Source organism: Candidatus Binataceae bacterium, assembly GCA_035500095.1.
In the GTDB taxonomy this organism is placed as follows: domain Bacteria; phylum Desulfobacterota; class Binatia; order Binatales; family Binataceae; genus JAKAVN01.
Genome location: DATJXN010000129.1, coordinates 57,349 through 83,503 on the forward strand (window position 1 = coordinate 57,349; position 26,155 = coordinate 83,503).

The following is a 26,155-nucleotide window of genomic DNA, read 5'->3' on the forward strand; positions in this document are numbered from 1 at the left end:
TCGTGCCCATTCTCTCTCGTTTCCTTTGCGTCGCCGTTCAAGGCTAGCATGGGTTGGAGACCCTTCAAACTCCGCGACATCGAAGAGGCAACCTCGGTGCCGGGAGAGCAGGGCAAAATGTAGCCACGGATCTGGCGATTCAGGAAAGGAATTAACGTCTATGAGCCGGACTTGGACTATTGCCGAGACGCATCCCGTTCCGCCCTGCACGATCGTAATCTTCGGCGCCTCGGGCGACCTTGCCGCGCGCAAGCTGCTGCCCGCGCTTTACAATCTCGAGCATTGCGGCCAGAACGCGATCCCGCCCAAGAGCGCCATCCTGGGCTTCGCGCGCCGCGAGATGACGCCCGAGGCGTTTCGCAGCAAGGCGCGCGAGGCGGCCGAGCGCTACTCGCACCTCAAGATCGACGAGGCCTGCTGGCAGCGCTTCGCGCGCAACCTGGACTATCTCTCGGGGATGGACCGCCCTGACGGGTTCACGCGTCTTAAGCGCCGCCTGGAGGAAATCGAAAAAGAGCGCGAGCTCCCGCCGAACCGCATCTACTATCTCTCGATGCCGCCTGAAGCGATCAACGAGACGGTCGAAAAACTCCACGAGGCCGGGCTGATCGTGCCGCCCGAGTCGCCCTATTTCAGCCGGATCGTGGTCGAGAAGCCGATCGGCCACGACTTGCACAGCGCCCTGCAGATCATCAGCTCGATGCGCAGGTTCTTCGACGAGAGCCAAATCTTCCGCATCGACCACTACCTCGGCAAGGAGACGGTTCAGAACCTGATGGTGCTGCGCTTCGCGAACAGCATCTTCGAGGAGATCTGGAACAATCGCCGCGTCGATCACGTCCAGATAACCGTGTCCGAGGAGGAGGGTCTGGGAACGCGCGCGATGTACTACGACGGCGCCGGCGCGCTCCGCGACATGATGCAGAATCACATGCTGCAGGTGATGTCGCTCACCGGGATGGAACCGCCGGTGTCGCTCGCCGCCGACGCGGTCCGCGACGCCAAGGTTAACGTCATCCGTTCACTGCGGCCCTACGAACCCGAAGACGTCGGCAAGCTGGTCGTGCGCGGCCAGTACGCCGCGGGCGAGATGGGTGGCAAACGCGTCCCCGGCTACCTGCAGGAGGAGGGCATCCGCGAGACTTCGCGCACCGAGACGTTTGTCGCAATGAAAGCTCTGGTGGATAACTGGCGATGGGCGGGAGTGCCCTTCTATCTGCGCACGGGCAAGCGGCTGCCGCGGCGCGCCAGCACCATCTTCGTCCAGTTCCGGCGCGTGCCCGATATTCTGTTCAACCGTCGGGTTTCGCTTTCGCCCGACGTGCTTGCGATCCGAATCCAGCCCGACGAGGGGTTTTCACTCGAGGTGCTGGCCAAGCGGCCCGGCCTGGATATTTCGATTCAGCCGGTGCGGATGGATCTTTCCTATGCGGCGGAGTTCGGCAACGATTCGCCCGACGCCTACGAGCGTCTGCTGCTCGACGTGATGGCGGGCGACCATACGTTGTTTCTCGGTTCGCGGTTCGTCCAGCGATCGTGGGAATTCGTGCAGGGGATTCTCGATCGATGGCAGGCGGACCCGGGAATTCCGCTCGAGCCGTATGCGGCCGGGACCTGGGGACCCAAGGCGGCCGACGATTTGATTCGCGCCGACGGCCGCGAGTGGTACGAGCCATAGGAGCGGTGGATGGAGCATTTTTGTCGATATTTCAAGAGCTTGGATACGGAAGCCATCGAAACTTAAAGCGTTGGACAAATTTGCGCGCAGCCGTCCGCGAACAATCGTTCACAGGCTCTCGACAGGCTTATCAACAGTCTCGAGGCTGAATTTGTGCGTTGCCCTGGCGACTAGGCATGCTGATGCATGTGCATCGGGCATTGCGCGCCATTGCTGCCGCCCTTGCAGCACGCCTGCGACGGACAGCAGGCCTGCTTGCTCTGGCAGCAGGCGGGCGTATCGGCGATACGGCTGGCCAGCACGTAGCCGCTCGTTCCCAAAACACCAACCAACACCATCGCGGCCAATCCTTTAAGCGATATCAGTTTCATTGCCGGCTCCCTTTCCAGGTGGGTTTCGCTTGTGACCTTCCGCTCTCCCGCGCAGACGATTATAGGCTCGCGCCAGACTTACGGCAAAGGCGCGACGTGCGAGTTCCCGTCGCCGCCACCTGTGGCGCTTACGGCGGAGCGTGCGCTAACGTAGGGGGCCAGACGACCGAGGGCTCCTACATCATATTCGACAGCGCCATTTACGCCCCGCCGCCCTCGGCTATTGCGCGGCGCGACTCAGCTAAGGAGATCAACGATGGCCAACTCACAGAGCGTCTATATCCTAGGCGGCGGACAGAGCGACTTCGCGCGCAACTGGAACAAAGAGGGTAAGCATTTCACCGAGGTGATGCGCGAGACAGTTGGCGGCGCGATGGAGCAGGCGCGAATCGAGCCGCGCGACATCCAGACCGCGCACGTGGGCAACTTCGCTGCCGAGCTCTACGGCAAGCAAGGCCAGCTGAACGCCTTTTTTCTCGAGATCGATCCGCAATTCTCGGGATTGCCGACCTCCCGTCACGAGGCCGCCTGCGCCTCCGGTTCGATCGCGATTCTCGCCGCCGCGGCCGATATCGAAGCGGGTCATTACGACGTCGCCGGGGTGGTCGGTCTGGAGCAGATGAAAACGGTCGATTCCGCGACCGGCGGCGACTTCCTCGGCACCGCTGGATGGTACGAGCGCGAGTGCAAGGGCGTCGCCTATCCTTTCCCGGCGCTTTTTGGGCGTCTCGGCGACGAATACGACCGGCGCTACGGACTCAAGGACGAGTACCTGGCACGCATCTCGTCGATCAACTTCGCCAACGCGCGGCACAACCCTCTCGCGCAGACGCGCGGCTGGCCCAACGCCGAGACCGACGCGCAGCAGGCGAAGAAATTCGAGCAGCCGATCGCGGGCCGCATCAGGGTGCGCGATTGCTCGCAGGTGACCGACGGCGTCGCGGTGCTGTTCCTGGCTTCGGAGAAATTCGCCGCCGAGTACGCGAAGCGGCGCAATCTGAAGCTCGAGGATCTTCCGCGTATCCTCGGCTGGGGCCATCACACGGCGCGGATCGAGTTCGACAAGAAGATCGCCGAAAGCCGCGAGGACCTCTACGTGCTGCCGCATACACGCGAGGCTATCGTCGACGCCTTTCGCCGCGCCGGCCTCTCCGGCGTGGCGGAGGTCTCGGGGATCGAGACGCACGATTGCTTCACGACCTCGGAATACATGGCGATCGATCATTTCGGCATCACCAAACCCGGAGAGTCGTGGAAGGCGATCGAGGAAGGCGCGATCGAGATGGGCGGCAAGATCCCGATCAATCCGAGCGGCGGACTTATCGGCGTGGGCCATCCGGTCGGCGGCACCGGCGTGCGCCAGATGCTCGATTGCTGGCGCCAGGTGAGCGGCGCGGCGGGCGACTACCAGGTCGAAGGCGCGGAACGCTTCGCGATGCTGAATATCGGCGGGAGCGGCACGACCAGCTGCGCCTTCGTGGTGGGCAAGCACTAGCGCGTGATGCGGAGGGCGGGCTGAAAATGCCGGAATCGCTGCCGAGCTTCTCTCGCGTCGATCAGCACGGCTGGACGTTTTCTTTTCCCGACCATCCAGCGCTGCTCTGCTTCGTCAAGGAGGATTGCCCGACGTGCGGGATGACGATGCCGCTTATCGAGGCGGCGGCGGTGGCGTTTCAGGGCGAGCTTGACGTGCTCGCGATCGGGCAGGACGCGGCGGGCAACGCCCGGCTGCTGGAGCGGCACAAGCTTAACGTGCCGATGATCGACGACTCGGACCTCAAACTCTCCTACGCCTTCAACGTCGAGATCGTTCCGACAGTGGTTCTCGCCGACGCCGGCGGCGCTCAACTCCGCCGTTTCGAAGGCTTCGACAAGTCCGACTGGCAAAGCGTGATCTCCGAGGCCGCGCACCTCGCCGGCGGCCCGGAGCTCCGTATCGACTGGAGCGCGTACCCGCAGTCGCGCCCCGGATGCGGCTCGAAGTCGGTCGAGCCCGGCGTGGCCGAGCGGCTCGCCGCCGAAGCCTCGGGCTCGCCTCTGCGCGCGCGGCAGATCGAGCTTGGCGCCGAGGAAGACCCGTTCGAATTCATGTTCGAGCGCGGACTCACCGACGGTCTGCCCGTGATCCCGCCCACGCCCGAGCGTGTGATGCGGATGCTCGCAGGGACGCGGCGCGATTCTCAGGAAGTGATCGCGACCGTGCCGCCGAACCTCGCGCCGCTCACGATCGAGAAGGTCGCGGCCAACGCGGTGATGGCCGGATGCCGGCCCGAGTATCTGCCGGTCGTGATCGCGGTGCTCGAAGCGGTCTGCACCGATGAGTTCAATATTCACGGCGTGATGGCGACGACGGCCGGCGCCACGCCGACGATCGTCGTCAACGGCCCGATCCGCCATCGGCTCGGGATGAACATGAAAATCGGCGTGCTCGGCTCGGGCAATCGCGCCAACGCGACGATCGGGCGCGCGGTCAAGCTCGCGTTGCGCAATGTCGGCGGTGCGCGCCCGGGCGAGATCGAACGCACGGCGCTTGGCGGCCCGGGCAAGTACACCGCCTGCTATCCCGAATGGGAGGAGCGGAGCCCGTGGGAGCCGCTCCACGTCGAGCGCGGGTTTCGCCGCGAGGACAGCGTGGTCACGGTCTTCGGACTAGAGCCGGCGCCGCGGCTGATTGTCGATCAGCTCTCGCGCACCGCCCACGCCCTTGCCGGGAGCCTCGGCATGGCGCTCGAGAGCTGCTGGCATCCCAAGCTCCACGCCTACGGCGAAATCCTGCTGGTCATCTCGCCCGAGCACGCCGACACCATCGCGCGCGACGGCTGGAGCAAGGCGCAGGTGCGCAATCGGATCCAGGAGGCGAGCGCGCGGCCGATCCGCGAGCTTTTGCCCGGCATCGACGCGGGCGAAGGGATGGCGCTCAGGCATTTCGGGCTCGCCAATCCGACTGCCGAACAGCTCGAACAGCGGATCCCCAAGTTCCGCAAGGCCGAGAATATCAATATCATGGTGGCCGGCGGCGAAGCGGGAAAGTTTTCGAGCGTGTTCGGAGGATGGTTCAGCGGACCGATGGGCTCGATCAGCGTGAGCCGGAAAATCGAGGAGGTGCCATGACTCGAATCGTTGACCCGACCGACGAACGCGCACCGCTAAGCCGCACGCTCGCGCAGCGTCCGCGGGAGTTGCGCGGCGTGGCGGCGCTGCTCGATATCGCCAAGCCGCGCGGTGACGTCCTGCTCGACCGGATCGAGCAGCGGCTCGCCGAGCGCGCGCCCGGCATTACGCTTAAGCGCTATCGCAAACCGACTTTCGCCAAGCCGGCGCCCGACGACTTGCGCCGCAGGATCGCCGAGGAGAGCGACTTCGTCATCGAAGCGCTCGCCGATTGAGGGTCGTGTACAACGTGCAGTGTGCACGACTCCGTCTGGTTTGAAGTGAACGGCAAGCCTTCGGTGGTGGTGGCGTCGTCGACGTTCGTCGATGCGGCCGAGGCGCAGGCGCGCGCGCTCGGATTGCCGGAGGTCCGGCGCATCTTCGTGCCACATCCGATCCAGGACGCGACCGACGATGAAATGCGGGCCAAGGCCGACGCGATCGTCGAGGGGCTGATCGAGGCGCTGACGAGCTAGCGCGGCGCGGCGGCGAGAGGAGGGCGCGGGCATTGCACGGCGCCCGGGTAGGATCCGAAGATGGCGAGGAGCAAGCCGCAGCTATTCGATACGGCCGATCCCGAATCAAACCTGCCGCCGGCGCTGGAGGCCGAGTGGTCGTCGGAAGGCGGGCTCCCGCCGGCGCCCAATCTGCGCCCGTTGCTTGCCCCGCGGCCTCATCGAATCATCGTCAAGGCGGTCAACTGGCTCGGCGACCTCGTGATGAGCGGGCCGGCTCTGCACGCGATTCACGACGCGTTTCCCGGCGCGCATCTCGCCGTGCTCGTGCGCAGCGAGCTTGCCAGCTTCTTCGACGGCGCGATGTGGGTCAACGAGGTTATTCGGTATCGGGTGCGCGGCGGCTTGACCGGGCTTGGCGACCAGCTTTCGATAATCAGGCGGATTCGCGCCGGGCACTTCGATCTCGCGGTGGTTTTTCCCAACAGCTTCCGCTCGGCGATGTGGATGGCGATGGCCGGAGTGCTGCGGCGCGCCGGCTATGCGGGCGACCGCCGCAGCTTCATGCTGACCCACAAGGTCGCGCCGCGCGCCGAGGTCGAGAACGCACACCAGGTCCATCACTGGCTCACGATGGTCGCTGAGACGATTGGCGCGAAGGGCGACGCCGAGGCCTACCATCTCGACGTCAACCAGCAGAGCCGCGAGCGGATACGCGCGTGGCTCGCCAACCGCCGCTTGCGCCCGGAGCGCCGGTTGATCGCGCTTGCGCCCGTGGCGGCCTACGGGCCGGCCAAGGAATGGCCGGTTGAGCGCTACGCCGCGCTGATCGATCTTTTGGCTGAGCGGCATGGCGCGGAATGCGTGCTGGTCGGCGGGATCGACGATCGCACCCGGTGCCTGGAGATCGCGCAGCGGTGCAAAAACGCCGTGCTCGTCGCCGCCGCCGAGACGACCGTGGGCGAACTTATCGCGCTGCTCTCACTGTGCCACGGCTTTGTCGGCAACGACTCCGGATGCATGCATCTGGCGGGCGCTTTGGGCGTGCCGAGCGTGGCGATCTTCGGCTCGACTAATCCGCGGCGCACCGGCCCGCTGGGCGCGCATTGCACCGTCATCTATCGCGGGCTCGAGTGCAGTCCTTGTCTGGAGCGCACCTGCCGGTTCGGACACTACAACTGCCTGCGCGACATCGCTGCCGAGGAAGCCGCCGGGGCGCTCGAGGCGTACGAGATTTTCGCCTGACCCCATCGCCGCTTGCGATGATCCGAGCAAGCATCGGCCGAAAAAACCCGCTACGCTTGGTTCGCCCGCTCGACTCTGCCTGGCAAGGGGCGGCGATGGGAGCTGAGCTATGAAACTTAAGGAACTCGCGTCGAGGCTGGGGCTCGCCCTGCGCGGCAACGGCGAGGCCGAAATAGTGTCGCCGGCGCCGCTGGAAGCCGCCGCACCGGGGACGATCATTTTCGTCGCCGCACCCAAGTATCTCGACGCGTTGCGCACCACCGCCGCCTCCTGTGCAATCGTGCCCGCGGAACTGGCTGACGCCGCCCCATGCGCCGTGCTTCTGAGCGACAGTCCCTATTCCGACTTTGCCCGTGTGCTGGAGATTTTTTTTCCCCCGTACCGGCCCACCTCGGGAATCGATCCGACGGCACGCGTCGCATCCGGCGCGAAGCTGGGCGAAGGCGCCTCGGTGGGGGCCTACTCGGTGATCGGCCCCGACGTGACGATTGGCCGCGACGCCGTCATTCACCCGCACGTCACGATCTACCCGGGGGTGCGCGCCGGAGACGGTCTGGTTTGCCACAGCGGCGCCTCGATCCGCGAGAATGTGACGATCGGCAATCGGGTGACGATTCTCAACGGCGCGGTAATCGGTGCCGAGGGGTTCGGCTTCGTCGAGCACGCGGGCGGCCTGGTGCGGATTCCACAGGTCGGCTCGGTGTCGATCGAAGACGACGTCGAGATCGGTGCGCTCACGACGATCGATCGTGCGACGATGGGCGCTACCGTGATTCGCCGCGGGGCCAAGCTCGACAACCACGTGCACATCGGCCACAACTGCGAGGTCGGCGAGTATTCGCGCTTCTCCGCACAGGTCGGCCTCTCGGGCTCGGTCAAGATCGGACGCTGGTGCCAGTTCGGCGGACAGGTTGGCGTGGCCGACCATGCGCGGATCGGCGACCGCGTACGCGTGGTCGCGCAGTCGGGAATCCCGCACGATCTTCCCGATGAAGCCACGGTCGGCGGCACGCCGGCCGTCGACGTGCGCATCTGGCGGCGGATGGCCGCGATTGTCCCGCGGCTTCCGGCAGCGATGCGCCGGCTGCGCGCGATCGAGGAGCGCCTGGGGTTGCGCGCAACGCATGAGGAGCAACGAGAAAATTGAGCAGCGTGGTTCGGCGAGGATGGGAGGTACAATGAAAGGCCGCGAACGCATCGATGGCAAAAGCGGCAGCGCCGGATGGACGCCGATAGCGATCGCAGCCGCTGCGATCCTCGCGGCGGCTGTATGCGCGGGATGCCTCTACACGATCTTTCCCGCCATGGCCGGGCCCAGCACCACCTATCCGCAGTCCGCCGATAGCCAGCCCTCGGCTGCGCCGGCGCCGGGATCGCAGCCCTCGAGTCAGAGCGCGCCGAGCACGGCGCAGGGCGCCGCGCGTCCGTAGTATCCGCAGCGAAACCATTGGAGCGAAGAGCGTGAATACCCCGGTCGGTGGCGGCTCGAAGCTGGCTGCGGCGGCTATGCTGGTCGCGCTGCTCGCGATGAGCGCCGCGTGCGAGGGAGGCCTGTGGCTTGCGGTCCCGAGCCTGGCGTACCAGAGCTACAAGTACGAATCAGGCGATCACCAGGAGAGCCAGGACCGGCAGCATCAAAACACGCAGCCGCCGGCCGACGACCAAGTCGAGTAGCGCGCCTGGAAGTCGGGCAGTGGGCCTTAAGGGTCAGTTACAGGCGCAAAGGTTGCACGCGGTCTGGCCGGTCAACGACGGCGAATTCTCGAGCTGACTGGAGGGTGAAGTCGATGCTGCGGTACCGGGCGGCTGCGCGGGATTCGCGGATGAGCCCGAGGGAGCGGTACCCGGCGATTCGTTGTTCGCCGTGCTGTTAAGTCCGGGGGATTGCCCCGGCTGAATAAACGGCGATTGCGCCCCGCGCGTGAGATAGCTGAAGCAGGCTCCAGAGGCCGCCGAGCGCGCTGCGCTATAGTTCGACGCGCTGACGAAGCCCGACCATTGCGTGGCTGACCCGGTAGTGAAGCAGGAGCAGTTGAACAGTCGCGGGCCAGGAGTCGGCTGCGGAGTTGGAATCGCGACCGGCGTCTGCAGCGGCGTCGCCACGGCGGCCGGAACAGCGACCAGGACCGACGGCGCACCGGGCAGGACCGGCACCGAAGGCTGCGTGAGCGGGGGCGGCCCGGGGGGCGGCGGGGGCAGTTGCGCGCGCGCGGCGCCGCCAACCGAGGTCAGCATAAGCAGTGTTGCGATTGCAACGCGAGCGGCCGGACAAATTCCTCTCAAAATTGTCATCCCGGAAACAATTTCATCCCGAAAAACAAGTTCTCATCCCACAAGCCGCGGCATGTCGCGCGCGCACCCGCGCGTCCCTGCGGCGATGGAGCGCGCCGCTATGATCCGGAAGCGGGGGTTGCGTTGCAAGCGCCCCGCGTTTGGGCAAAAGTGCCCTGTGTATTCATTTCGCTCGACGGAATTGATTTACGAAACGCACCTGCCTGCGGTTTCGTCTTTGGATGAAGTTTTTCTCGAGTGAAGTCCTTTCAGGGAGGTTCCGGACGCTTATGTCGCGCAAGATATTTTCCGTCATGATCCTGATGCTGCCGGCGCTGGCGCGCCAGGCCTCGCCGCTGCTCGCGCAGACCCCGCCGATGCCGGCCGCGATGCCGACCGCGGCGGCTTCGGGACTTGCCGTCGGCGTGCCCAAGCTGCCGCCGATCGCGACCCCGCGCAACCAGCAGGTCATCCCGGTGCCGGCGCCGTTGGCGCCCGATCTGGTCGCGCCGTCAAGCCAGACCGCGCCCTTCGAGCACGGCGCGTCCGTGCTTTCGCTGCCCGCGACCCTAAGCGGCCAGATGTCGCCGACCGAGCAGGTGGCGCCCGAGAGCATCATCAGCCAGTCCTTCCTGCGCACGCGCGACGACACGGTGCGGGGGCTTTCGCTCAAGGAGGCGATTTATATCGGACTCGAGAACAATCCCAACATCAAGGTCGCCGAACTCGATCCGCTGGCCAGCCAGGAGTCGGTCAAGATCGCCAACGGCGCGTTCGATCCGTCGCTCACGGGCGAGGGCGACACAATGAAGAGCGTGGTGCCGGTCAGTTCGCCGTTCCAGGTGACGGGCAGCCGCGCGTTCACCAACAAGCTGTACGACTGGAACTTCGGGCTTAACAAGGTATCGGCGCTGACCAACGGCACCATGGGACTGACGTTCGACAACGAGCGCGCGTACTCCAATTCGAGCTTCTCATCGATCAATCCGTCCTACGTTCCGCAACTCGCATTGTCGGTCTCGCAGCCGCTTTTGCGCAACTTCGGCTGGAACTTTGCCACCCTTGACGTACGCATCGCCGAGTCCTCGCAAAAGGAATCGCAGTGGAACATGCTCCAGAACGTCGAGGACTTCGTGCTCCGCATCGGCGCTGACTACTGGAACGTCGTGCTCGCGGAGGAGAACCTGCAGGTGGCCGAGTACGCGCTCAGGCTGAACAGCGATCTCGTGCGCCAGAACCGGATTTCGCTCCAGGTCGGCACGCTCGCTCCGATCGATCTGCAGGAGGCGCAATCGGCCGAGGCCACCTCGGCGGCCAACGTTTACACCGCGCAGGCGGCGCAGCGGGCCGCGCGCGCGGCGCTGCGCCAGGACGTGATGATGAATCCGGCATCGACCTTCGTGCCGCAGGAGATCGAGCCCACCGACAAGCCCAACCCGGCGCACGAGCCGAGCCCCAATGAAGAGGTCGCGCTGGAGACCGCCATCCAGTATCGGCCATCGCTCGAGGGGATGCGCGAAGCGATCCGCGGCGCGCTGATGCAGGTGAAGTTTTCGGAAAACCAGACCCTACCCCAGCTCAACCTGGGCGCGCAGTTCGGGCTCAACTCGACCGCCGGAACCTCGCATTGCATCCGCAACTTCAGCAATCTGCTCGGCGGCAACTGCGCGGCGACGCCGCTCGTCCCGGGTTCCGGGACCAAGCTGCCCTTCGGCGGAATCTACGGCGACGCGCTCAATCGGCTCTTCGGCTTCAGCTTTTACAACTACGCGGCGGTGCTGAACTTCGCCTATCCGATCGACAACGCCGCCCCGCGCGCCGTGCTAGCGCAGACCCGCGTCCAGTACGAATCGCTCAGGATGCAGTACCGCGCGGCGATCTCGACCGCGGTGGTGGCGGTGCAGACGGCGCTCGCCAATCTGGTGGCGGACCAGAAGCGTGTGCAGGCGACCCGCGAAGCGACCTACTACGCGGCGGAGGCGCTGCACGACGAGGAGATCAGGTTCAAGGTCGGGATGGCGACGACGCACGACCTGCTGCAGTTCCAGGAACAGTTGATCGCGGCGCAGGGCAACCAGGTGCAGGCCGAGGTCGATCTCGAGGACGCTCGGCTTGCGCTCGAACACGAGCAGGGTACGCTGCTGCGCGCCTTTCAAATCGACTTCAAGCTCCAGGACCCGCATCGTTCGCCCTGGTACTCGAAGTTCTAACCCCGGCGAGGAGACCGACGATGGAAAAGAAATTCATCAATCCCGGCGCGATTCACACGCCCCACGGTTATACCCATGTCGTCGAGGTGCGTGACGGCCGCCTGCTGTTCGTTTCGGGCCAGGTGGCGATCGACAAGGACGGCCAGATCGTCGGCAAGGGCGATTTGAAGGCGCAGGCGCGCAAGGCCGCGGAGAACCTGGTCGCGGCGCTCGAGGGCGCCGGCGCCTCGCTCGCCGACGTGATCAAGATGAACACCTACGTCGTCAACTACAAGCAGGACGACTATCGCGCGATTAACGACATGCGGCGCGAATTTTTTCCCAAGGAGAATCCGCCCGCGTCCACGCTTATCGGCGTGGCGGCGCTGGCGGTGGATGGTTTGCTGGTCGAGATCGAGGCGGTGGCCGCATTGCCTTAGCCACGCGCGCCTTGCCGGGGAAAGCGTGGCTCACGCGCTCGAGGTCGAGAGCGTCGCCAGGGAATGGAGGTCACTCCTCGGCCGGGCGATAGACTATCTCCAGCCGCTCGAGGAAATTCGCGAGTTCGCGGGCGAGCCGCGCGGCCTCCTCGAAATCCTGCTGCTTGCCCGCCTGTTCGAGACCGCGGCCGATGTCGGTTACCGCGTCGAGTCCGTAGCTTCCGCCTTCGCCTTTCAGCTTGTGGCCGAGCGTGGCGATCGCTTGAGCGTCGCGACGCTCGGCCGCGGCCAGCAGCGCGCGGGCATCTTCACTCTTGCGGTTGAGAAAGCCCGGAACCAGGTCGCTCAAATCCTGATCGACCTGAACTACAATACGTTCCGCGCAGGCCGCGGGAGCGTCCTCCGCGCTCTTGCCGGCCGCCAGTGCGGGGGACGGCGCTTCCTGCGCCGCCGGCTCGACGGTGTCGCGGATGGCCTTTAGCAAGGTCGAGCGCTTTACCGGCTTGGTCACATGGGCGTCGCACCCCATCTTCAAACTCCTTCGCAGGGCTTCTTCATGAGCGAAAGCGGTAAGCGCGATAATCGGCGTGGGCCGGCGGCGGTCTCCCTGCTCGAGCGGCGAATCGCGGCCACCGCTTCATAGCCGTCCATCACCGGCGTCTGGAGATCCATCAGAATAGCGTCGTAATGGCCGGCTGCGAACTTCTGCACCGCGACCTCGCCGTTCTCGGCATGGTCGAGCAGGTAGGGCGTATCTTTCAGATAGCCCTGAATTACGAGGCGATTATCGGCCGAGTCTTCCGCCAGCAGAATTCTGAGCGGCCTGTCGATCACGGCCGCTGCGCGAGGTGGGGGCGCCTGCTGAATGAAGGTGTCACGCGGCGCGGAATGGCCGGCGGCCGCATGGGCGCCGTTGCTGTAGGCATGGCCGCCGGCTCCGACGCTGCACGCCGCGGCGAGCGTCGCCCAAAGCTGCGCACGCCGCACGGGCTTGAGCAGGTAGCGGCAACGCGGGCCTTGCTCGAAACCACCCGCACGCAGCCGTTCGAGCTGTGCATTGAGGTTATTCGCCGCAAGCATCAGCACCAAAGCTTCGCCGGGCGCAGGCGCCGCACCAAGGATATGCCGTGCGAGCGCGCCTTCGCCGGCCTCCAGCGCGCGATGGTCGGCGACGATCGCGTCATAGGGCCGTCCCTCGCCTCGCGCACGCTCGACCTGGCCTAGCGCGGCGCCGCCGTCTGTGGCCACCTCTACCTCGGCGCCGGTGTGGGCCAGCAATTCGGCTACGATGGCGCGGCTCGTTGACGAGTCGTCGACCAGCAGCAGGCGCTTGCCCTCAAGGCGCGCGATGGATGCCGAAATCGCCGAGGCCTTCGCAGGCGTGCCGGGTTGAAGCGCGAGCGCGATGGTGAAACTGAAAGCGCTGCCCGCGCCCGGCCGGCTTTCGACCGCGATGCTTCCGTTCATCAACTCGACCAGGCGTTTTACGATCGCGAGGCCAAGGCCGCTGCCGCCGCACCTGTGGCCGATCGTCGAATCCGTCTGGGTAAAGCTCAAGAAGATCGCTTCCTGCCGATCCGCCGGAATTCCGATACCCGTGTCGCGGACGACGAAGCGCAGCCTCGCACGTCTGACCGTCGCGGCCGGGCCGGGAGCGGCGGCCGCGCCTTCGGCGTCCGCCTGCGCGTCCTCGGCCGCCTCGATGGTCAAGGTCACTTCGCCGCGTGCGGTAAATTTGATCGCGTTGCCGAGCAGGTTTATCAGGATTTGCCGCAGACGCAGCGGATCGCCGACGACCGCCGTGGGAAGCGCGCAAGGAATGCGCAGCGCCAGTTCGAGACCCTTCTCATGCGCCTGCGGCGCCATCGTTTCCGTCGCGCCTTCGGCCAGTTCGGCCAGGTCGAAATCAGAGTACTCGAGGCTGAGCCGTCCGCTCTCGACCTTGGAGAGGTCGAGGATGCCGTCTATCAGGTTGAGCAACGAGGCGCTGTTGTTGCGCATGGTTTCGAGATAGAGGCGCTGTTCGCCGGTGAGCGGGGTTTCCCACAGCAGATCGGCCATCCCGAAGACCGCGTTCATCGGCGTGCGAATCTCGTGCGACATCATCGAGAGTAATTGAGACTTTGCCGCCGAACCTGCCAGCGCCGCTTCGCGCGCGGCAATCAACTCGCGCTCGGTCTGTTTGAGCGCGCTGATGTCACGTACGAAGGAAACCACGCACGGTTCGCCGCCCAGTTCAACCGTAACCGCGGAAACGAGCGACGGTATAATCCTTCCGTCTCGAGTCCGGCACAGCGAGTCGAAATTCCTAATCCGCCCCTCCCGCCCGATCTTTTCAGTGAAGGCCGCGAGCTGCTGCTGATCGGCCCAGATTCCAAGCTCCTCCGCCGTTTTTCTCCGCGCCTCCTCCCGCGTATAGCCGAACATCTCGAAGCCGTTGTTGACGTCGATATAGCGACCGTCGCGCAGGCGCTTGATCGTGATCGCGTCGAGGCCGGCGTCGAAAATTCGGCGCAGGCTCTCTTCGCCCTGGCGGAGCTGGCGCCGTGCTGTTTCGCGCTCGGCGATTTCGCTGCGCAGCCGGGCCTGGCTCGCCTCGAGCTCGCGCCGCTCGGCCGAAAGCGCCTCGCGCGCGGCGCGTAATTCGCGCTCGGTGCGTTTGATCTCGGTCACGTCGCGCGTCGCCGCGACGATGCAGGTCTCGCCGCCGAGGTTGATGAGTGAAGCGGAGACCAGGTGATCGGTCAGGCGTCCGTCCTTCATCCGCAAAGTGCATTCCAGGCTGCGCACGCGTCCCTCGGTCTTGAGCAGCCGTAACAGGCGCTGGAGCTGCTCGGGGTCGTGCCACAGGACCAATTCCATCGGGCTGTGCCCGAGCGCCTCGTCGCGCGTGTAACCGGTCAGGTCGGAAAAGGCCTGGTTGACGTCGAGATAGCGGCCGTCTTTGAGACGGATAAGGGTGATACTGTCGCCCGTAGCCTCGAGCACCTTGCGCAGCCTCTCCTCGCTGGCAACGACCTGGCTGCGGCTGAGCTCCAGCTCGCGCAGCTCAACGGTCAGTGCTTCTCGCGCCGCGGACAGTTCGCGTTCCGCTCGCTTACGCGTAGAGATGTCGTGCCCGATCGAGATTACGCATTCCCCGCCGGCGATCTCGACCATCGTCGCGGAAACGAGGCTCGGCACTATTCGGCCATCCCTGTTACGCAGATCGGCCTCGAAATTGCGCACCCTGCCGTGCGCGCGCAGCTCACGCACAAAGTCGCGCAGCTGCGGGCGGGACCAGCGGCCCAGCTTGAGAGGGGAAACGCCGAGGACTTCTTCCCGCGTATAGCCGGTCTTGAGGAATTCGCGGTTGACCTCCAGCGTGGCGCCGTCGGACATGCGCGTGATCGCCATGCTGTCGGTGAGGGTGTCGAAGACCTTGCGCAGCACCGCTTCGCTATCGCGCAGGCTTCGCTCAGCTCGCTCGCGCCCGGCCATAATCGACGTGCGCTGGGCGAGCGCATCGGCCAGCTCCCTATGGCTCCTGCGCGAACGGTCCATCCACTGGGACACTTCCGCGCGGTACCGCTCGCGCGTCGCAAGGACGAAGTGACCGAGTGCGATCCCCAGCGCGACACCGAAATATCGATAAGCGCTCTGTCTGTCGAACGGCGCGTGCATCAATTCCGGCATCACTGCCGTCGCCAATGCGACCACGCTCAACCCCGCCTGCCAGCGAGCGGACCACTCAAGTAGCGCACCCGTACCGATCAGAGTGAAGGTGAGAGTGATGGTAAGCGGTACGAGGTCGCCCGTGAGGAGGCGCAACTTGAGGGTCAGTGCGTGAATCGCGATCAGGTTTGCCAGGCAGACCAGCCGCCAGTGGCGTTCGAACCATCGTAAATACGTGAGCGCGAATACGCAGAGGGTTAACCCAACAGCGGCGGCGTGCAGCACGGCGTCCGCGAGCTTCAGCGGCGGAGGAATGAAAAAATCGGCGACGAGATAGAGAATCTCGAAACCGGCCAATAATAGCGCGCCGGTTCGCAGCAGCTGCAGGTTCCAACCCGGGACCGCTGTTTCGAGTTCGTTAAATCCGGGAGGCGGCTTGCGCGCGTCCGATGTCTGCTCCGCAGCCGGAGCGGACATCGCGGACGCCCACTTATCAGCAGAAGTTCCCACGTCAATGCTGGAATCGGCCGGCGCTCGTTTCCTGACCGCCATTGACGATGCTCCGTTGCTCCTGCCTATCGATACATCGAGGCGCAAGAGCCGCCGTATAGTAGCAATTCGCAGTAACAAGCGCGACGGTCCCGTTTCGCAGCCTAATCCGTGCAAAGGATATTCCCGTGCAAAATAACGCCAACTGGCGAAAGGGACGGCTTCGATCGTTACAGGACCGAGAACTATGCCTCGGAAATGATACATCGAGCGGCAGTCACCGTCTCGAGAAAGACGCAAACTCTGGAAGTTGCCAACGTCGCGCAATTTCTCAAGCACGATCGGCGCCGCGGGCGAGAAACCACGAGGAACCAGTATTCAGCAGGCAGCGAGTGCACGCGTAAAGTCTTCGATCAGATCTTCGGTAGCCTCGAGACCCACCGAGAACCGGATCAATCCTTCCGCGATTCCCGCGCGTGCGCGTTCCTGCGGCGTCATCCCGGAGTGCGACGTCGTTGCCGGCCGCGTGATCAGGCTTTCGACGCCGCCCAGGCTCGGCGCCGAGATCGGCAGCGTCACGTGGTCGATAAACCGTTCCGCGGCAGCCACGCCGCCTTCGAGCTCGAAGCTCAGCATCCCACCGAAACCGTCGAGCAGCTCACGGGCGCGCGGATGGTCGGGGCTGCTCTCGAGTCCCGGGTACTTGACCCGCCGCACCTTCGGATGAGCCTCAAAGAAGCGCGCGATCTTGAGCGCGCTCTCGTTCTGATAACGCACTCGCACCGCAAGCGTTTTCATCCCGCGATGAAGGAGGAAGCAGGCGTGCGGATCGAGAACGCCGCCCAGATGGTTGAGCTTGTGCGAGACCTTTTCGACCAACTCCGCGCGTCCGATAACCGCGCCGGCCACGATGTCGGAGTGGCCGTTTAAGTACTTGGTGCAGCTGTGCAAGGACAGGTCGAAGCCGACCTCCGCCGGGCGGAAATTGACCGGGCTTGCGAAGGTGTTGTCGATGATCGACACGAGGCCGTGGGCCGCGGCGAACTCGACCACCGCGCGCAGGTTCGCCACACCCATCAGCGGGTTGGAAACCGTCTCGACATAGATCGCGCGCGTGCGCCCAGTGAGCTGTTCGCGCCACGACGCCGGGTCGCCGGCGTCGATGAAGTCGGCGCCAATCTGAAGCGCAGGCAGGTCGGCCGTCAGCAGGTCGTGAGTGCCGCCGTACAGACAATCCTGGGCGAGCAGACGGTCGCCCGCGCCGAGCAGCGCGAGCAATGTGGCGGAAATCGCCGCCATCCCGCTTCCCGTCACCAGCGCCGCCTCTGCATTTTCGAGCGCCGCCAGCTTGCGATGCAGCACGTCGTGATTCGGCGTGTTGCTCAGCCGGATGTAGCGGAGGTCGTGGTAATTCTGCTCGCCGCGATAGGCAAAGGTCGCGGACTGGAAAATCGGCATAGCGACCGCGCCGCCGATGAGCGGGTCGGGCTCGCCGGCGTGAATCAGTTTGGTTTCGATTGCCCGGATAACCTTCGACATGGCGCACCTCGGCGGGCGGCAGCTCGATACAACCGCGGTCCGGAAAAGATCCGCCGCTTTGGACGAGCTGAAGCGGGAATTTTTGCTCTTTTAGCATCATGGATGGTGATTTCACACTGCTCCGGCCGTCGCCTTTCGTGCCGCTTCGCGCGCGGCTAAGCTTAAGGTTCCAAACGCGGCTGCGCGGGCATGAAGGAGCAGGGAGCGCAACGAAATTGAAGGCGATCGTTATCGGCGGCGGTATCATCGGATGCTCGGTGGCCTGGCGGCTCGCGGCCGAAGGCGTCGCCACCACGGTGCTCGAGCGCGGCCGCGTGGGCCAGGAAGCGTCGTGGGCGGCGGCCGGAATGATCGCGCCGCAAGCCGAGGCCGAGGGTCCCGGCCCATTCTTCGATTTTTGCATGAAGGCGCGCGACGTCTTCGAGACGACCGTCGAGCGCCTCGTGCGCGACGGCGGCGTCGATCCGGAATACGACCCAGCGGGCATTCTCTACGTCGCGCTGGACGCGGACGAGCGCGCTCAACTCGAGCGCCGCGCGAAGTGGCAGCGCAGCGCCGGTGCGACGCTCGAGGAGTTGAGCGGCGCCGAAGCGCGCCGGATCGAGCCGATGCTCTCGCCGGAGACGGTTTACGCGATTCACATGCCGACCAACCGGCGCACCGACAATCGCAAACTCACGCAGGCCTATGCCGCGGCTGCGCGCAAGGCGGGCGCTGAATTCGTCGAGAGCGCGCGGGTCGAGGCGCTGGCGCTTCAAGGCGAGCGCGCCAGCGGCGTGGTCATGGATGATGGCTCGATTCGCGAGGCCGACGTTGTAATCAACGCGGCCGGTTCGTGGGCGGGAGAGATTCGCGGCCTCGAGGCCGACCGGGTGAAACTGCATCCCGTGCGCGGGCAGATCGTATGCTTCGACGTCGCACCGGGCACGATCGGCCCCGCGCTCTTTTCGCTGCGCGGGTACCTCGTGCCGCGGCGCGATGGCCGTCTGCTTGCGGGCTCAACGATGGAGGAGGCGGGCTACAACAAGAGCGTCACCCTGGCCGGTATCGACAAGATCGCGCGCGGTGCGGTCGCGATCGCGCCCGCGCTTTGCGGCGCCGCCTTCCGCGAGGCGTGGGCCGGCCTGCGCCCAGCGACTCGCGACCTGCTGCCCGTGCTTGGCCCCTCGCCGAGCGTCGCCAACGTGCTATGGGCCGCCGGCCACTTTCGCAGCGGCATCCTGCTCTCGGCAATTACCGGCGCGATCCTCGCCGACCTGGTGAAGGGGCGCAGCCCCGCAGTGGAATTGAGCGCGTTTTCCGCCGCGCGCTTCAGGGAGCAATAGCCATGGCTCGAATTCTCGGCCTGATGCACGACCTGTTCTTTCGCTCCAAGGTGGACGCGGTCGCTCATGCCGTGGGTGTCGACGTCGCCTATGCCGGTTCTCTGAATGAGGCCGGCACGCGATGTCAGGAACAGGCGCCTGCGATGATCTTCGTGGATCTCGCCGACCCGCTTTTCCCGGCGGTCGAGACGGCCGGCGCGATGCGCGCCGCGGCGCCCGCCGCACGGCTGATTGGCTTCGCATCGCACGTTGACCTTAAGGCGCTCGGGGCTGCGCGCGAGGCCGGGTTCGAGATGACGCTGTCGCGCAGCGACTTCACGGCCCGCCTGCCTGAACTGATGAAGCCGTAGACTCCCGCCTGTCCTCAGGCCGTCTCTCGGTCGTCCTGCTCAGCGCGGGTTGCCGCAACTTCCACCGGAGTAGGGCGCTTTACCTGCAAGTGTTTTGCGGGGCCGGCAGAGGCGGCAGAGGTTTCTCCGCGGATGAAAGAAGCCCAGGGGGGGCCGAGGCCAAGCGGGCCGGAGGCTTCCGCTCAGGCGCCGTGGCCTGTGAGGGTCGTGTAGAGGCTATAAAGGACTACCGCGATGAGCGCCGCGGTTAGGATGTACTCGGTTATAGTCGGACCCCGGTCGGATCTTCCGGACCTGGCGTCATTTATTCGAATCCTGAGTTCATCTATTGCTGCCATGTCGCACCTCTTCAAATCACGCCATAAGTTTAATAGACGCTAATAAAGAGGTCAAGATAGTTCTCAACTATCGACCAGTTATCTCAACGGCAGACAGGCCGATAGAACGTGTCAAATTATCGAGAGATCATGCGGATTTTTTGATCCCGATGACGCGGCCGGCGTTTTCTGGCTTGGGTAGCGCCGCATGCGCCGTCGCCATCAGGCCGAGCCGACGCATTGTCTCGTCCGGCCAGGGCTTCGTCCGCCGGGTTTTGTAGTCGACGTTGATCATGAGCACTTCGTTAGTCGCGACCGCCCATCCCTCTTCACCGTGGTACATGTGATGAAACAGGTGCAAGCGCTTGGCGTCGTGATCGAGAATCTGCGAGGTGACCCTGAGCGGCGCGCCGAGACGGACCTCGCGTGCGTACGCCAGATGGGTTTCCAGCACGAACAGCATGCCGATCTGATGCTCGGTGTAGAGCGGGCCCACGCCGAGCAGCGCGCAGAGCACGTCAGCGGCCTGATCGAAGACGGTTACGTACACGGCCATGTTCATGTGGCCATATGAATCGATCCATTCGGGAAGGACGACGGCGCGGTAGCGATCCAGTGGAGCGTTCAGGTCGAGTTCGGGAAGAGAATAGGGGAAAGTCATTTTGCGCGGCGCGCCTCCTTGTGCTTGCGGCCAGCCCTGCCGGATAGATCGAACCAGATGCTATAAGTATCGGGAGATGATTTCAGTGCTCGACGCTTTTCATCCAGCGGTTCGCGCCTGGTTCGCCGAGCGATTTGCAACTCCCTCGCCCGCGCAGGCGCTGGGATGGCCGGTGATCGCCGAATGCGATTCGCACCCCGGCCATGACGTGCTGCTCTGCGCGCCGACCGGCAGCGGCAAGACGCTTGCCGCGTTCATGTGGGCGATCGATCGCCTCTTTCGCGACGCCGAGCGCGGCGCGCTTGGCGACCGCGTCTCGGTGCTTTACGTCTCCCCGCTCAAGGCGCTCGCCAACGACATCCGGATTAACCTCGAAGATCCGCTGGTCGGAATTCGCCAGACGGCGCATCGCCTGGCCGCGGCCGCGGGACGTCCCGATGAAGCCGTCCGCCCGATACTCGAGGTGCGCGCGGGACTCCGCACTGGCGACACGCCGGCCAACGAGCGCTCCGCGATGCTTCGCCGGCCGCCTCATATCCTGGTCACCACGCCCGAATCGCTTTTCATCCTGCTGACTTCGGCGCGCTTTCGTCGAAGCTTAAGCGCCGTGCGCCACGTGATCGTCGATGAGCTACACGCGCTTGCGCCCAACAAGCGCGGCGCTCATCTGATGCTCACGCTGGAGCGGCTCGAACGGATGGTCCGGGCGAACGGCGCTCCGCGTCCCGCGCGAATCGGCCTTTCGGCGACGCTCAATCCGATCGAGCGGCTGGCCGAATTTCTCGCCGGCGGCGAGATCGATGACGCGGGTGTGCGCCGCCCCCGGCCCGTCAAAGTCGTGCGCGCCGATGCCCGCGCCCGCGCGATGGACCTGAAGGTGATGGCGCCCGGGCCCGACCTCGGCGCGCTCGCGACCCATCAGCACTGGGAGGCGATGTACGACGCCGTCGCCGCGCTGGTGCGGGAGCATCGCACAACCCTCGTCTTCACCCTGAGCCGGCGCTGGGCGGAACGGATCGCGCTCAATCTGCAAAAGCGCCTCGGCAACGACGCCGTGCTGGCCCATCATGGGAGCCTCGCGCGCGCCGAGCGTCTGGCGGCGGAACAGCGGCTCAAACGCGGAGAACTGCGCGCGCTGGTCGCGACCGCGTCGCTCGAACTCGGGATCGACGTCGGCGCGGTCGAACTGGTCTGCCAGATCGATACGCCCAAGAGCATCTCGGCCGCGATCCAGCGCATCGGTCGTTCCGGCCATCGGCTCGACGCGACGCCAAAGGGGCGGTTCTTCGCGCTCACGCTAGACGACTTGCTCGAGTGCGCGGCGGCGGTGCGGGCTATCCGCCACAGCCGGCTCGACGAGGTCGAGATTCCGACCGGATGCCTCGACGTCGCGGCGCAGCAGATCGTCGCGATCGCCGCTGAGGACGAGGAAATCGGCGAGGCCGACTTGCTGCGGCTGCTGCGCGGCGCGTACAACTTTCCGAATCTCGACCGCGCCGCCCTGATTCATTTGCTCGAACAGATGGCAACCGAGCTGCCGGCGCGGATCCGGGGCGCGGCGCCGAAGATATTTTACGATCGCATCGGCGCCCGCGTGCGCGCGCGCCGCGGCGCACGGATGGCCGCAATCACGTCGGGCGGCACGATTCCCGAAAGCGGCAATCTCGACGTCGTGATCGAGTCCCAGGGGCGCAAGATCGGCGACGTCGAAGAGGACTTCGCCCAGGAATCCTCGCGCGGCGATATTTTTGCGCTGGGCTCGATGCCATGGCGGGTGCTGGGAATCTCGCGCAACCGCTTCCTGGTCGAACCGGCGCCGGGGATGGCACCGTCGCTGCCGTTCTGGGAGACCGAGGCGGCGGGCCGCTCGCCTGCGCTCTCGGCCGAGGTCTCGGCGCTGCGCGGCGAAATCTCCGCGCGTCTCGGGCGTGACGGCGGCGAGGTCCGAGCCGCCGAACTCCTTGCCGGGGAATGCGCGATGGACGAACGCGCGGCGCGCCAGGCGATCGACTACGTGCGCCGCGGCGAGAGCGCTCTCGGCGCGATTCCCGACGAACGCACGATCGTGGTCGAGCGCTTCTTCGACGGCCTCGGCGGCACGCAGGTCGTAATTCATTCGCCGCTCGGGATGCGGGTTAACCGCGGCCTGGGGCTCGCGATCCGCAAACGCCTCTGCCAGTCGTTCGACTTCGAGATCCAGGCCTCGGCGATCGACGACGCGGTGCTGCTCGCGCTCAACGCGCGCCACAGCTTTCCCCTCGAATCGCTGATGGCGATGCTTTCGCCGCGCACGGTGCGCCACGTGCTCGAGCAGGCGCTGCTCGCCGCACCGATGTTCGAAGTCAGAATGCGCCACGTCGCGACGCGGGCGCTCGCGGTGATGCGCTCGGCGCGCGGCCGCAGGGTGCCGGCATGGATTCAACGCCTGCGCGCGCAGGAAATCGCCGCGGCGATCTTTCCCGGACGCGAGGCATGCCTGGAAAACCGCCCACCCGACGTAGAATTGCCCGATCATTTCATCACCGCCGAGACGATGCACGAGTGTCTGACCGAATCGACCGACATCGCCCGCATCGAGGATCTCCTGCGCGCGATCGAGCAGGGCAGGACGCGGGTGGTCGCGGTTGATGCGATCGCACCGTCGGTTTTCGCCCATCGCGTCCTGCTCGCGTGGGACTACTCGTTCCTCGACGACGGCGAGCGCGCCAACCGCCGCAGCCGCACGGTCTCGCTCAATCGTGCGATGGCCGAGGACGTGCTGCGCACCGAGGACCTTTCCGCGATGCTCGCCGCGGACGCGGTCGAGAGCGTCGAGGCCGAGGTCGGCGGGCGGGCGATGGCGCGCCGCGCACGCGACCGCGACGAGCTTTACGAATTGATCCGAGCGCACGGAGCGCTTGCGCCCGCGGCGCTCGACGAGTGTGTGGCAGGCGACGCGAGTGCGATGCTCTCGGCGCTCGAGCGCGAGGGACGCGTGATCCGCACGCGCTTCTCAGCGGGAGCACCTGAGATGCTGGTCGCCGGCGAGGACGCTTCGATCTTCGCCGCAGCATATCCGGAAGCGATTTTTGAACGGCACGCGGCCGCGCCGCCGGCCGCGGCGGAATCAATCGCGCCCGCTCTAGAAACCGACGAGGCGGAACGAGAGATCGTCCGGCGCGCGATGGCGACGTCGGGGCCGGTCGAAATCGCCGAGCTCGCAGATCGGGTCAGACTGACTCCCGCGGCGCTCGAGAAGCATCTGCTCGCGCTCGAGGCGAAGGGACTGATTTTTCGCGGTCATTTCACACCGCGCCGTGCGGCGCTCGGGGGCATGGGCGAACGCACGCCAAGGGGTGGGGCGTCCGCGAGCCCCGAGCAATGGTGCGATCGCTATAACCTCGAGAAAATCCATCGCCTGACGCTTAACCGTCTCCGTTCCGAGGTTGAGCCCGCCGCCGATCATGAGTATGCGGCGTTTAGGTTGCGCTGGAACCACGTCGGAGGAACCGGAATTGACGCCGATCAGTCCGGGGTCGCCGCAGTGCTGGAGCAGCTCTCGGGCATTGCGCTCAGCCCCGAACTGTGGGAGCGCGCCATTTTGCCGGCGCGAATTCGCGGTTATCGCTCCGAATGGCTCGACCTGCTCTGCCTCGGCGGCGAGGTCGTGTGGGCGGCGATGCCGGGCGAGGATGGCGGCGACCAGGTGCCCGCGCGAATCACCTTTCTGCTGCGTCGCCGTGCGGGCACGGCGAGGCACGAGGGGGCGAGTTCGGCGGCGGCTTTAGCCGCCGCCGAACTCGCCGATCCCGACGAGCAGCGCGTCTTCCTCGCGCTTGCCGCGGGCGGCGCGCAATATCTCGACCAGCTCGCCGAGCGCGCGGGCCTGGCCGAACGGACGGCGCTCGCCGCTCTCTGGCGGCTCGCGGCCGCCGGCCGCGTCTCGAACGACAGCTTCGCGCCGCTGCGCCTGCTCTGGTCGGCGCCCGAGGCGGTGCGGGCGATGGCTCCGGGAGCCCATCGGCGCGCTCGCCACGACGCGGCGCTGCGCGCGCGTCTGCGCTCGAGCGTGACCGGCCGCTGGTCCCCGCTGGGCGCCGGCGCCGCCGCTCAGGCGGCGGTGGCGGCGCCCAGCGGGGCGGTATTTGATCCGGCGATGCCCGGCGTTGTGGCGGCGCCAGACGGCCGCGGCTCCCGCTCTGGCGCGCGCACCGAGGCGCGGGCGCGCGAGCGGGCACCGGAACGCATACCTGGGCGCTACGCGGCGCGCGAGCGCGCCGAACTCCTGCTCAAGCGCAACGGAATCGTGACGCGCGAGATGCTCGGAATGGAAAACGAGCCGATGACGTGGCAGGAGATCTCGTTTGCGCTCCGCAGGATGGAGTATGCGGGCGTGATTCGCCGCGGCTATTTCGTCCGCGCGCTTGCGGGCGAGCAATACGCCTTGCCCGCGGCGCTCGAGATGCTCGCGGCCGCTCGCAATCCGGCCACGGCGCGAGAGCGTCCGGTGGCGCTTAGCGCCGCCGATCCGGCAAACCCCTTTGGCGCGGTCCTGCCCGGATGCGGAGTTGCGCGGGACGCGAGCAATTTCGTCGTGCTGAGGGGAGGTCGTGTGATGCTCGGCTATACGGGCCGAGCATTGGTCACCAGCGACGGGCTCGACGACGAGCCTTTCTCAGCGGCGGTGGCGGCGCTTATCGAGTTGGTGCGCAAAGTGACGGTCGAGACGATCGACGGCGCGCCGGCGCTCGCCTCGGCGCGGGTCGGCGCGATGGCCGCGATGGGGTTCCACTCGGACGGCCGCGCCCTTGTTTATGACGGATTGCCCGGCCCCGCGCCTTCGCGCGCATCGATTGGCCGCCAGGCAAAGTAAGCCGGCTTTTTTGATGGAAGCGACGGACCTGCAGGCATTGCAGCAGCTTATCGATCGCAGCGCCGCGTCGGCCGGACCTGCCGCGGCCGATTCGCTTGCCTATCCCGCGCGCCAGATGGGCGCGGCGGAGTTCGTGGAGTTCTGGCAGAGCGTTCGGCTGGTCGCGATGGCCACGACGGGCGAGGGGGGCGGACCGCATATTGCGCCGGTTCACGGGCGGCTCGACGGCACCCGGTTGCGGCTGGTGATCTATGACAACACGCTGCGCCGGCGCGATATCGCAGCCAATCCACGCGTTGCATTCACTACCTGGCGCGCCGACGGCGCGGCGGCGATCGTTTACGGCGTCGCGCGCGAGGTGGAAGGCAGCCTGCGCCCCGCGCGCGCCTCGCTGAGCGGAAAGCCGCGCCAGGTGATCGAACTCGAGGTCAGGCTGACGCGCGTCTATGCGATGCGCCCGCCTGACCGCTCCACTTGACCCGCCCTGCTCGCGGACGGGAAGAAGCTTGCATTAACGTCCTGCCTGCGGCTGAGATCGTCCCCATGAAAAAGACGCTACTGCTCTACGGCGTGCTGGTTTTCGCGGGCGGCCTGATCGGCGGCGCCCTGACTGATGCAGTTTGCAGATCGCGGCCCGTAAGGGCAGCACCGGCAGCGCCACAGGGTGACAACAAGAGCGCCGGCGCGGCCGCGCCGCCAGTCATAACGGCGGCGGGCTTCGTGCTGGTCGATGCGGCCGGCAAACCGCGCGTGAAATTCGACGTCGCCGACGACGGTCAGGCGGGCTTCTCGATGTACGACCGCAACAATCATCCCCGCGCGCAGATCGTTATCGACAACCAGGGAGCGCCGAGCGTTCGTCTCTACGATACCTACAACAAGCTCAGAATTTCGATCGAAGTCAGCAGCGACGGCATTCCGGCCATGCGCCTGATGGACAACGGCGGTCACTCGCGCGAACTGCTCGGGGTGGATGCCGAAGGCGACGGAGGGCTCGACTTTTACTCGCGCGACGGCACCGTGCTGCGCGAATTGCCCTAGCCGGCGTCCGGGCGCCGTACCTTGGCGAAGATCGAAGCGTCACGCTATCCTGACTTGACCACAAAGCTGCGTTGCGCGCCGTTTATGGCGTGCGACGCGCGGACTCTTCGGAAAGGATTGGGCCCGCG

General features: G+C 65.9%; 21 protein-coding genes. 15 read left to right on the forward strand and 6 right to left on the reverse strand.

Annotated features, from left to right (window positions below; genetic code table 11):
- Positions 1–160 precede the first annotated feature (160 nt).
- Entirely contained in the window at positions 161–1,678 is a 1,518-nt protein-coding gene (gene zwf, locus VMI09_13740; protein HTQ25751.1) for a glucose-6-phosphate dehydrogenase, read from the forward strand.
- A 170-nt stretch (positions 1,679–1,848) separates the two neighbouring features.
- Here zwf and VMI09_13745 read toward each other — a convergent pair whose 3' ends face one another.
- The gene (locus VMI09_13745; GenBank protein HTQ25752.1) at positions 1,849–2,049 is read right to left on the reverse strand and encodes a hypothetical protein; all 201 of its coding nucleotides are present in this window, start codon (positions 2,047–2,049) and stop codon (positions 1,849–1,851) included.
- 256 nt (positions 2,050–2,305) lie between these two features.
- On the opposite strand from VMI09_13745, the gene VMI09_13750 reads away from it, so the two are divergent.
- The 7 genes from VMI09_13750 to VMI09_13780 all read left to right on the forward strand — a co-directional run bounded on the left by VMI09_13750 (position 2,306) and on the right by VMI09_13780 (position 8,573).
- Positions 2,306–3,544: an acetyl-CoA acetyltransferase gene (locus tag VMI09_13750; protein HTQ25753.1), complete on the forward strand. Its 1,239-nt coding sequence runs from the start codon at positions 2,306–2,308 to the stop codon at positions 3,542–3,544.
- 26 nt (positions 3,545–3,570) lie between these two features.
- A complete protein-coding gene (locus VMI09_13755) occupies positions 3,571–5,160 on the forward strand; it encodes a redoxin domain-containing protein (GenBank protein HTQ25754.1) in 1,590 nt (529 codons plus the stop codon).
- Positions 5,157–5,675: a UGSC family (seleno)protein gene (locus tag VMI09_13760; protein ID HTQ25755.1), complete on the forward strand. Its 519-nt coding sequence runs from the start codon at positions 5,157–5,159 to the stop codon at positions 5,673–5,675. Before VMI09_13755 ends, VMI09_13760 begins: the two co-directional genes overlap by 4 nt.
- Before the next feature lie 60 nt (positions 5,676–5,735).
- A complete protein-coding gene (waaF, locus tag VMI09_13765) occupies positions 5,736–6,899 on the forward strand; it encodes a lipopolysaccharide heptosyltransferase II (protein ID HTQ25756.1) in 1,164 nt (387 codons plus the stop codon).
- 109 nt (positions 6,900–7,008) lie between these two features.
- Positions 7,009–8,046, forward strand: a complete 1,038-nt coding sequence (lpxD, locus tag VMI09_13770; GenBank protein ID HTQ25757.1) for a UDP-3-O-(3-hydroxymyristoyl)glucosamine N-acyltransferase — start codon at positions 7,009–7,011, stop codon at positions 8,044–8,046.
- A gap of 31 nt (positions 8,047–8,077) precedes the next feature.
- Positions 8,078–8,329 (forward strand): hypothetical protein, encoded by a 252-nt coding sequence (locus VMI09_13775; protein HTQ25758.1) that lies wholly within the window; start codon positions 8,078–8,080, stop codon positions 8,327–8,329.
- 31 nt (positions 8,330–8,360) lie between these two features.
- Entirely contained in the window at positions 8,361–8,573 is a 213-nt protein-coding gene (locus VMI09_13780) for a hypothetical protein (GenBank protein HTQ25759.1), read from the forward strand.
- A 33-nt stretch (positions 8,574–8,606) separates the two neighbouring features.
- On the opposite strand, the gene VMI09_13785 is transcribed toward VMI09_13780, so the two are convergent.
- Positions 8,607–9,134 carry a hypothetical protein gene (locus VMI09_13785; GenBank protein HTQ25760.1) on the reverse strand — a complete coding sequence of 176 codons (528 nt, stop codon included), beginning with the start codon at positions 9,132–9,134 and terminating at the stop codon, positions 8,607–8,609.
- 326 nt (positions 9,135–9,460) lie between these two features.
- On the opposite strand from VMI09_13785, the gene VMI09_13790 reads away from it, so the two are divergent.
- A complete protein-coding gene (locus tag VMI09_13790; protein ID HTQ25761.1) occupies positions 9,461–11,380 on the forward strand; it encodes a TolC family protein in 1,920 nt (639 codons plus the stop codon).
- 20 nt (positions 11,381–11,400) lie between these two features.
- Positions 11,401–11,799, forward strand: coding sequence for a RidA family protein (locus VMI09_13795; GenBank protein HTQ25762.1), 399 nt, complete (start codon positions 11,401–11,403; stop codon positions 11,797–11,799).
- A gap of 70 nt (positions 11,800–11,869) precedes the next feature.
- Here the strand turns inward: VMI09_13795 and VMI09_13800 are convergent, their stop codons facing one another.
- From VMI09_13800 to VMI09_13810, 3 genes are all read right to left on the reverse strand, one after another.
- Positions 11,870–12,328, reverse strand: a complete 459-nt coding sequence (locus VMI09_13800; GenBank protein ID HTQ25763.1) for an Hpt domain-containing protein — start codon at positions 12,326–12,328, stop codon at positions 11,870–11,872.
- A 2-nt stretch (positions 12,329–12,330) separates the two neighbouring features.
- Positions 12,331–15,810, reverse strand: a complete 3,480-nt coding sequence (locus VMI09_13805) for a PAS domain S-box protein (GenBank protein ID HTQ25764.1) — start codon at positions 15,808–15,810, stop codon at positions 12,331–12,333.
- 510 nt (positions 15,811–16,320) lie between these two features.
- Positions 16,321–17,481: an aminotransferase class I/II-fold pyridoxal phosphate-dependent enzyme gene (locus VMI09_13810; protein ID HTQ25765.1), complete on the reverse strand. Its 1,161-nt coding sequence runs from the start codon at positions 17,479–17,481 to the stop codon at positions 16,321–16,323.
- Between the two features lie 215 nt (positions 17,482–17,696).
- Between VMI09_13810 and thiO the strand changes: the two genes are divergently transcribed.
- Both thiO and VMI09_13820 read left to right on the forward strand, forming a co-directional pair.
- Positions 17,697–18,806, forward strand: coding sequence for a glycine oxidase ThiO (gene thiO / locus VMI09_13815; GenBank protein HTQ25766.1), 1,110 nt, complete (start codon positions 17,697–17,699; stop codon positions 18,804–18,806).
- A gap of 2 nt (positions 18,807–18,808) precedes the next feature.
- The gene (locus VMI09_13820) at positions 18,809–19,156 is read left to right on the forward strand and encodes a hypothetical protein (protein HTQ25767.1); all 348 of its coding nucleotides are present in this window, start codon (positions 18,809–18,811) and stop codon (positions 19,154–19,156) included.
- A gap of 465 nt (positions 19,157–19,621) precedes the next feature.
- On the opposite strand, the gene VMI09_13825 is transcribed toward VMI09_13820, so the two are convergent.
- On the reverse strand, positions 19,622–20,134 hold the full coding sequence (locus VMI09_13825; GenBank protein ID HTQ25768.1) for a thioesterase family protein: 513 nt from the start codon (positions 20,132–20,134) through the stop codon (positions 19,622–19,624).
- A gap of 85 nt (positions 20,135–20,219) precedes the next feature.
- Between VMI09_13825 and VMI09_13830 the strand changes: the two genes are divergently transcribed.
- The 3 genes from VMI09_13830 to VMI09_13840 all read left to right on the forward strand — a co-directional run bounded on the left by VMI09_13830 (position 20,220) and on the right by VMI09_13840 (position 26,027).
- Positions 20,220–24,986 carry a DEAD/DEAH box helicase gene (locus VMI09_13830; protein HTQ25769.1) on the forward strand — a complete coding sequence of 1,589 codons (4,767 nt, stop codon included), beginning with the start codon at positions 20,220–20,222 and terminating at the stop codon, positions 24,984–24,986.
- A 13-nt stretch (positions 24,987–24,999) separates the two neighbouring features.
- Positions 25,000–25,464 carry a pyridoxamine 5'-phosphate oxidase family protein gene (locus VMI09_13835; protein HTQ25770.1) on the forward strand — a complete coding sequence of 155 codons (465 nt, stop codon included), beginning with the start codon at positions 25,000–25,002 and terminating at the stop codon, positions 25,462–25,464.
- Between the two features lie 65 nt (positions 25,465–25,529).
- Positions 25,530–26,027 carry a hypothetical protein gene (locus VMI09_13840; GenBank protein ID HTQ25771.1) on the forward strand — a complete coding sequence of 166 codons (498 nt, stop codon included), beginning with the start codon at positions 25,530–25,532 and terminating at the stop codon, positions 26,025–26,027.
- Positions 26,028–26,155 lie beyond the last annotated feature (128 nt).

Coding starts and splice junctions, on each gene's coding strand:
- zwf (HTQ25751.1), top strand. CDS start 161: ATGAGCCGGACTTGGACTATTGCCGAGACGCATCCCGTTCCGCCCTGC.
- VMI09_13745 (HTQ25752.1), bottom strand. CDS start 2,049: ATGAAACTGATATCGCTTAAAGGATTGGCCGCGATGGTGTTGGTTGGT.
- VMI09_13750 (HTQ25753.1), top strand. CDS start 2,306: ATGGCCAACTCACAGAGCGTCTATATCCTAGGCGGCGGACAGAGCGAC.
- VMI09_13755 (HTQ25754.1), top strand. CDS start 3,571: ATGCCGGAATCGCTGCCGAGCTTCTCTCGCGTCGATCAGCACGGCTGG.
- waaF (HTQ25756.1), top strand. CDS start 5,736: ATGGCGAGGAGCAAGCCGCAGCTATTCGATACGGCCGATCCCGAATCA.
- lpxD (HTQ25757.1), top strand. CDS start 7,009: ATGAAACTTAAGGAACTCGCGTCGAGGCTGGGGCTCGCCCTGCGCGGC.
- VMI09_13775 (HTQ25758.1), top strand. CDS start 8,078: ATGAAAGGCCGCGAACGCATCGATGGCAAAAGCGGCAGCGCCGGATGG.
- VMI09_13785 (HTQ25760.1), bottom strand. CDS start 9,134: ATGCTGACCTCGGTTGGCGGCGCCGCGCGCGCGCAACTGCCCCCGCCG.
- VMI09_13790 (HTQ25761.1), top strand. CDS start 9,461: ATGTCGCGCAAGATATTTTCCGTCATGATCCTGATGCTGCCGGCGCTG.
- VMI09_13795 (HTQ25762.1), top strand. CDS start 11,401: ATGGAAAAGAAATTCATCAATCCCGGCGCGATTCACACGCCCCACGGT.
- VMI09_13800 (HTQ25763.1), bottom strand. CDS start 12,328: ATGGGGTGCGACGCCCATGTGACCAAGCCGGTAAAGCGCTCGACCTTG.
- VMI09_13810 (HTQ25765.1), bottom strand. CDS start 17,481: ATGTCGAAGGTTATCCGGGCAATCGAAACCAAACTGATTCACGCCGGC.
- VMI09_13820 (HTQ25767.1), top strand. CDS start 18,809: ATGGCTCGAATTCTCGGCCTGATGCACGACCTGTTCTTTCGCTCCAAG.
- VMI09_13825 (HTQ25768.1), bottom strand. CDS start 20,134: ATGACTTTCCCCTATTCTCTTCCCGAACTCGACCTGAACGCTCCACTG.
- VMI09_13835 (HTQ25770.1), top strand. CDS start 25,000: ATGGAAGCGACGGACCTGCAGGCATTGCAGCAGCTTATCGATCGCAGC.
- VMI09_13840 (HTQ25771.1), top strand. CDS start 25,530: ATGAAAAAGACGCTACTGCTCTACGGCGTGCTGGTTTTCGCGGGCGGC.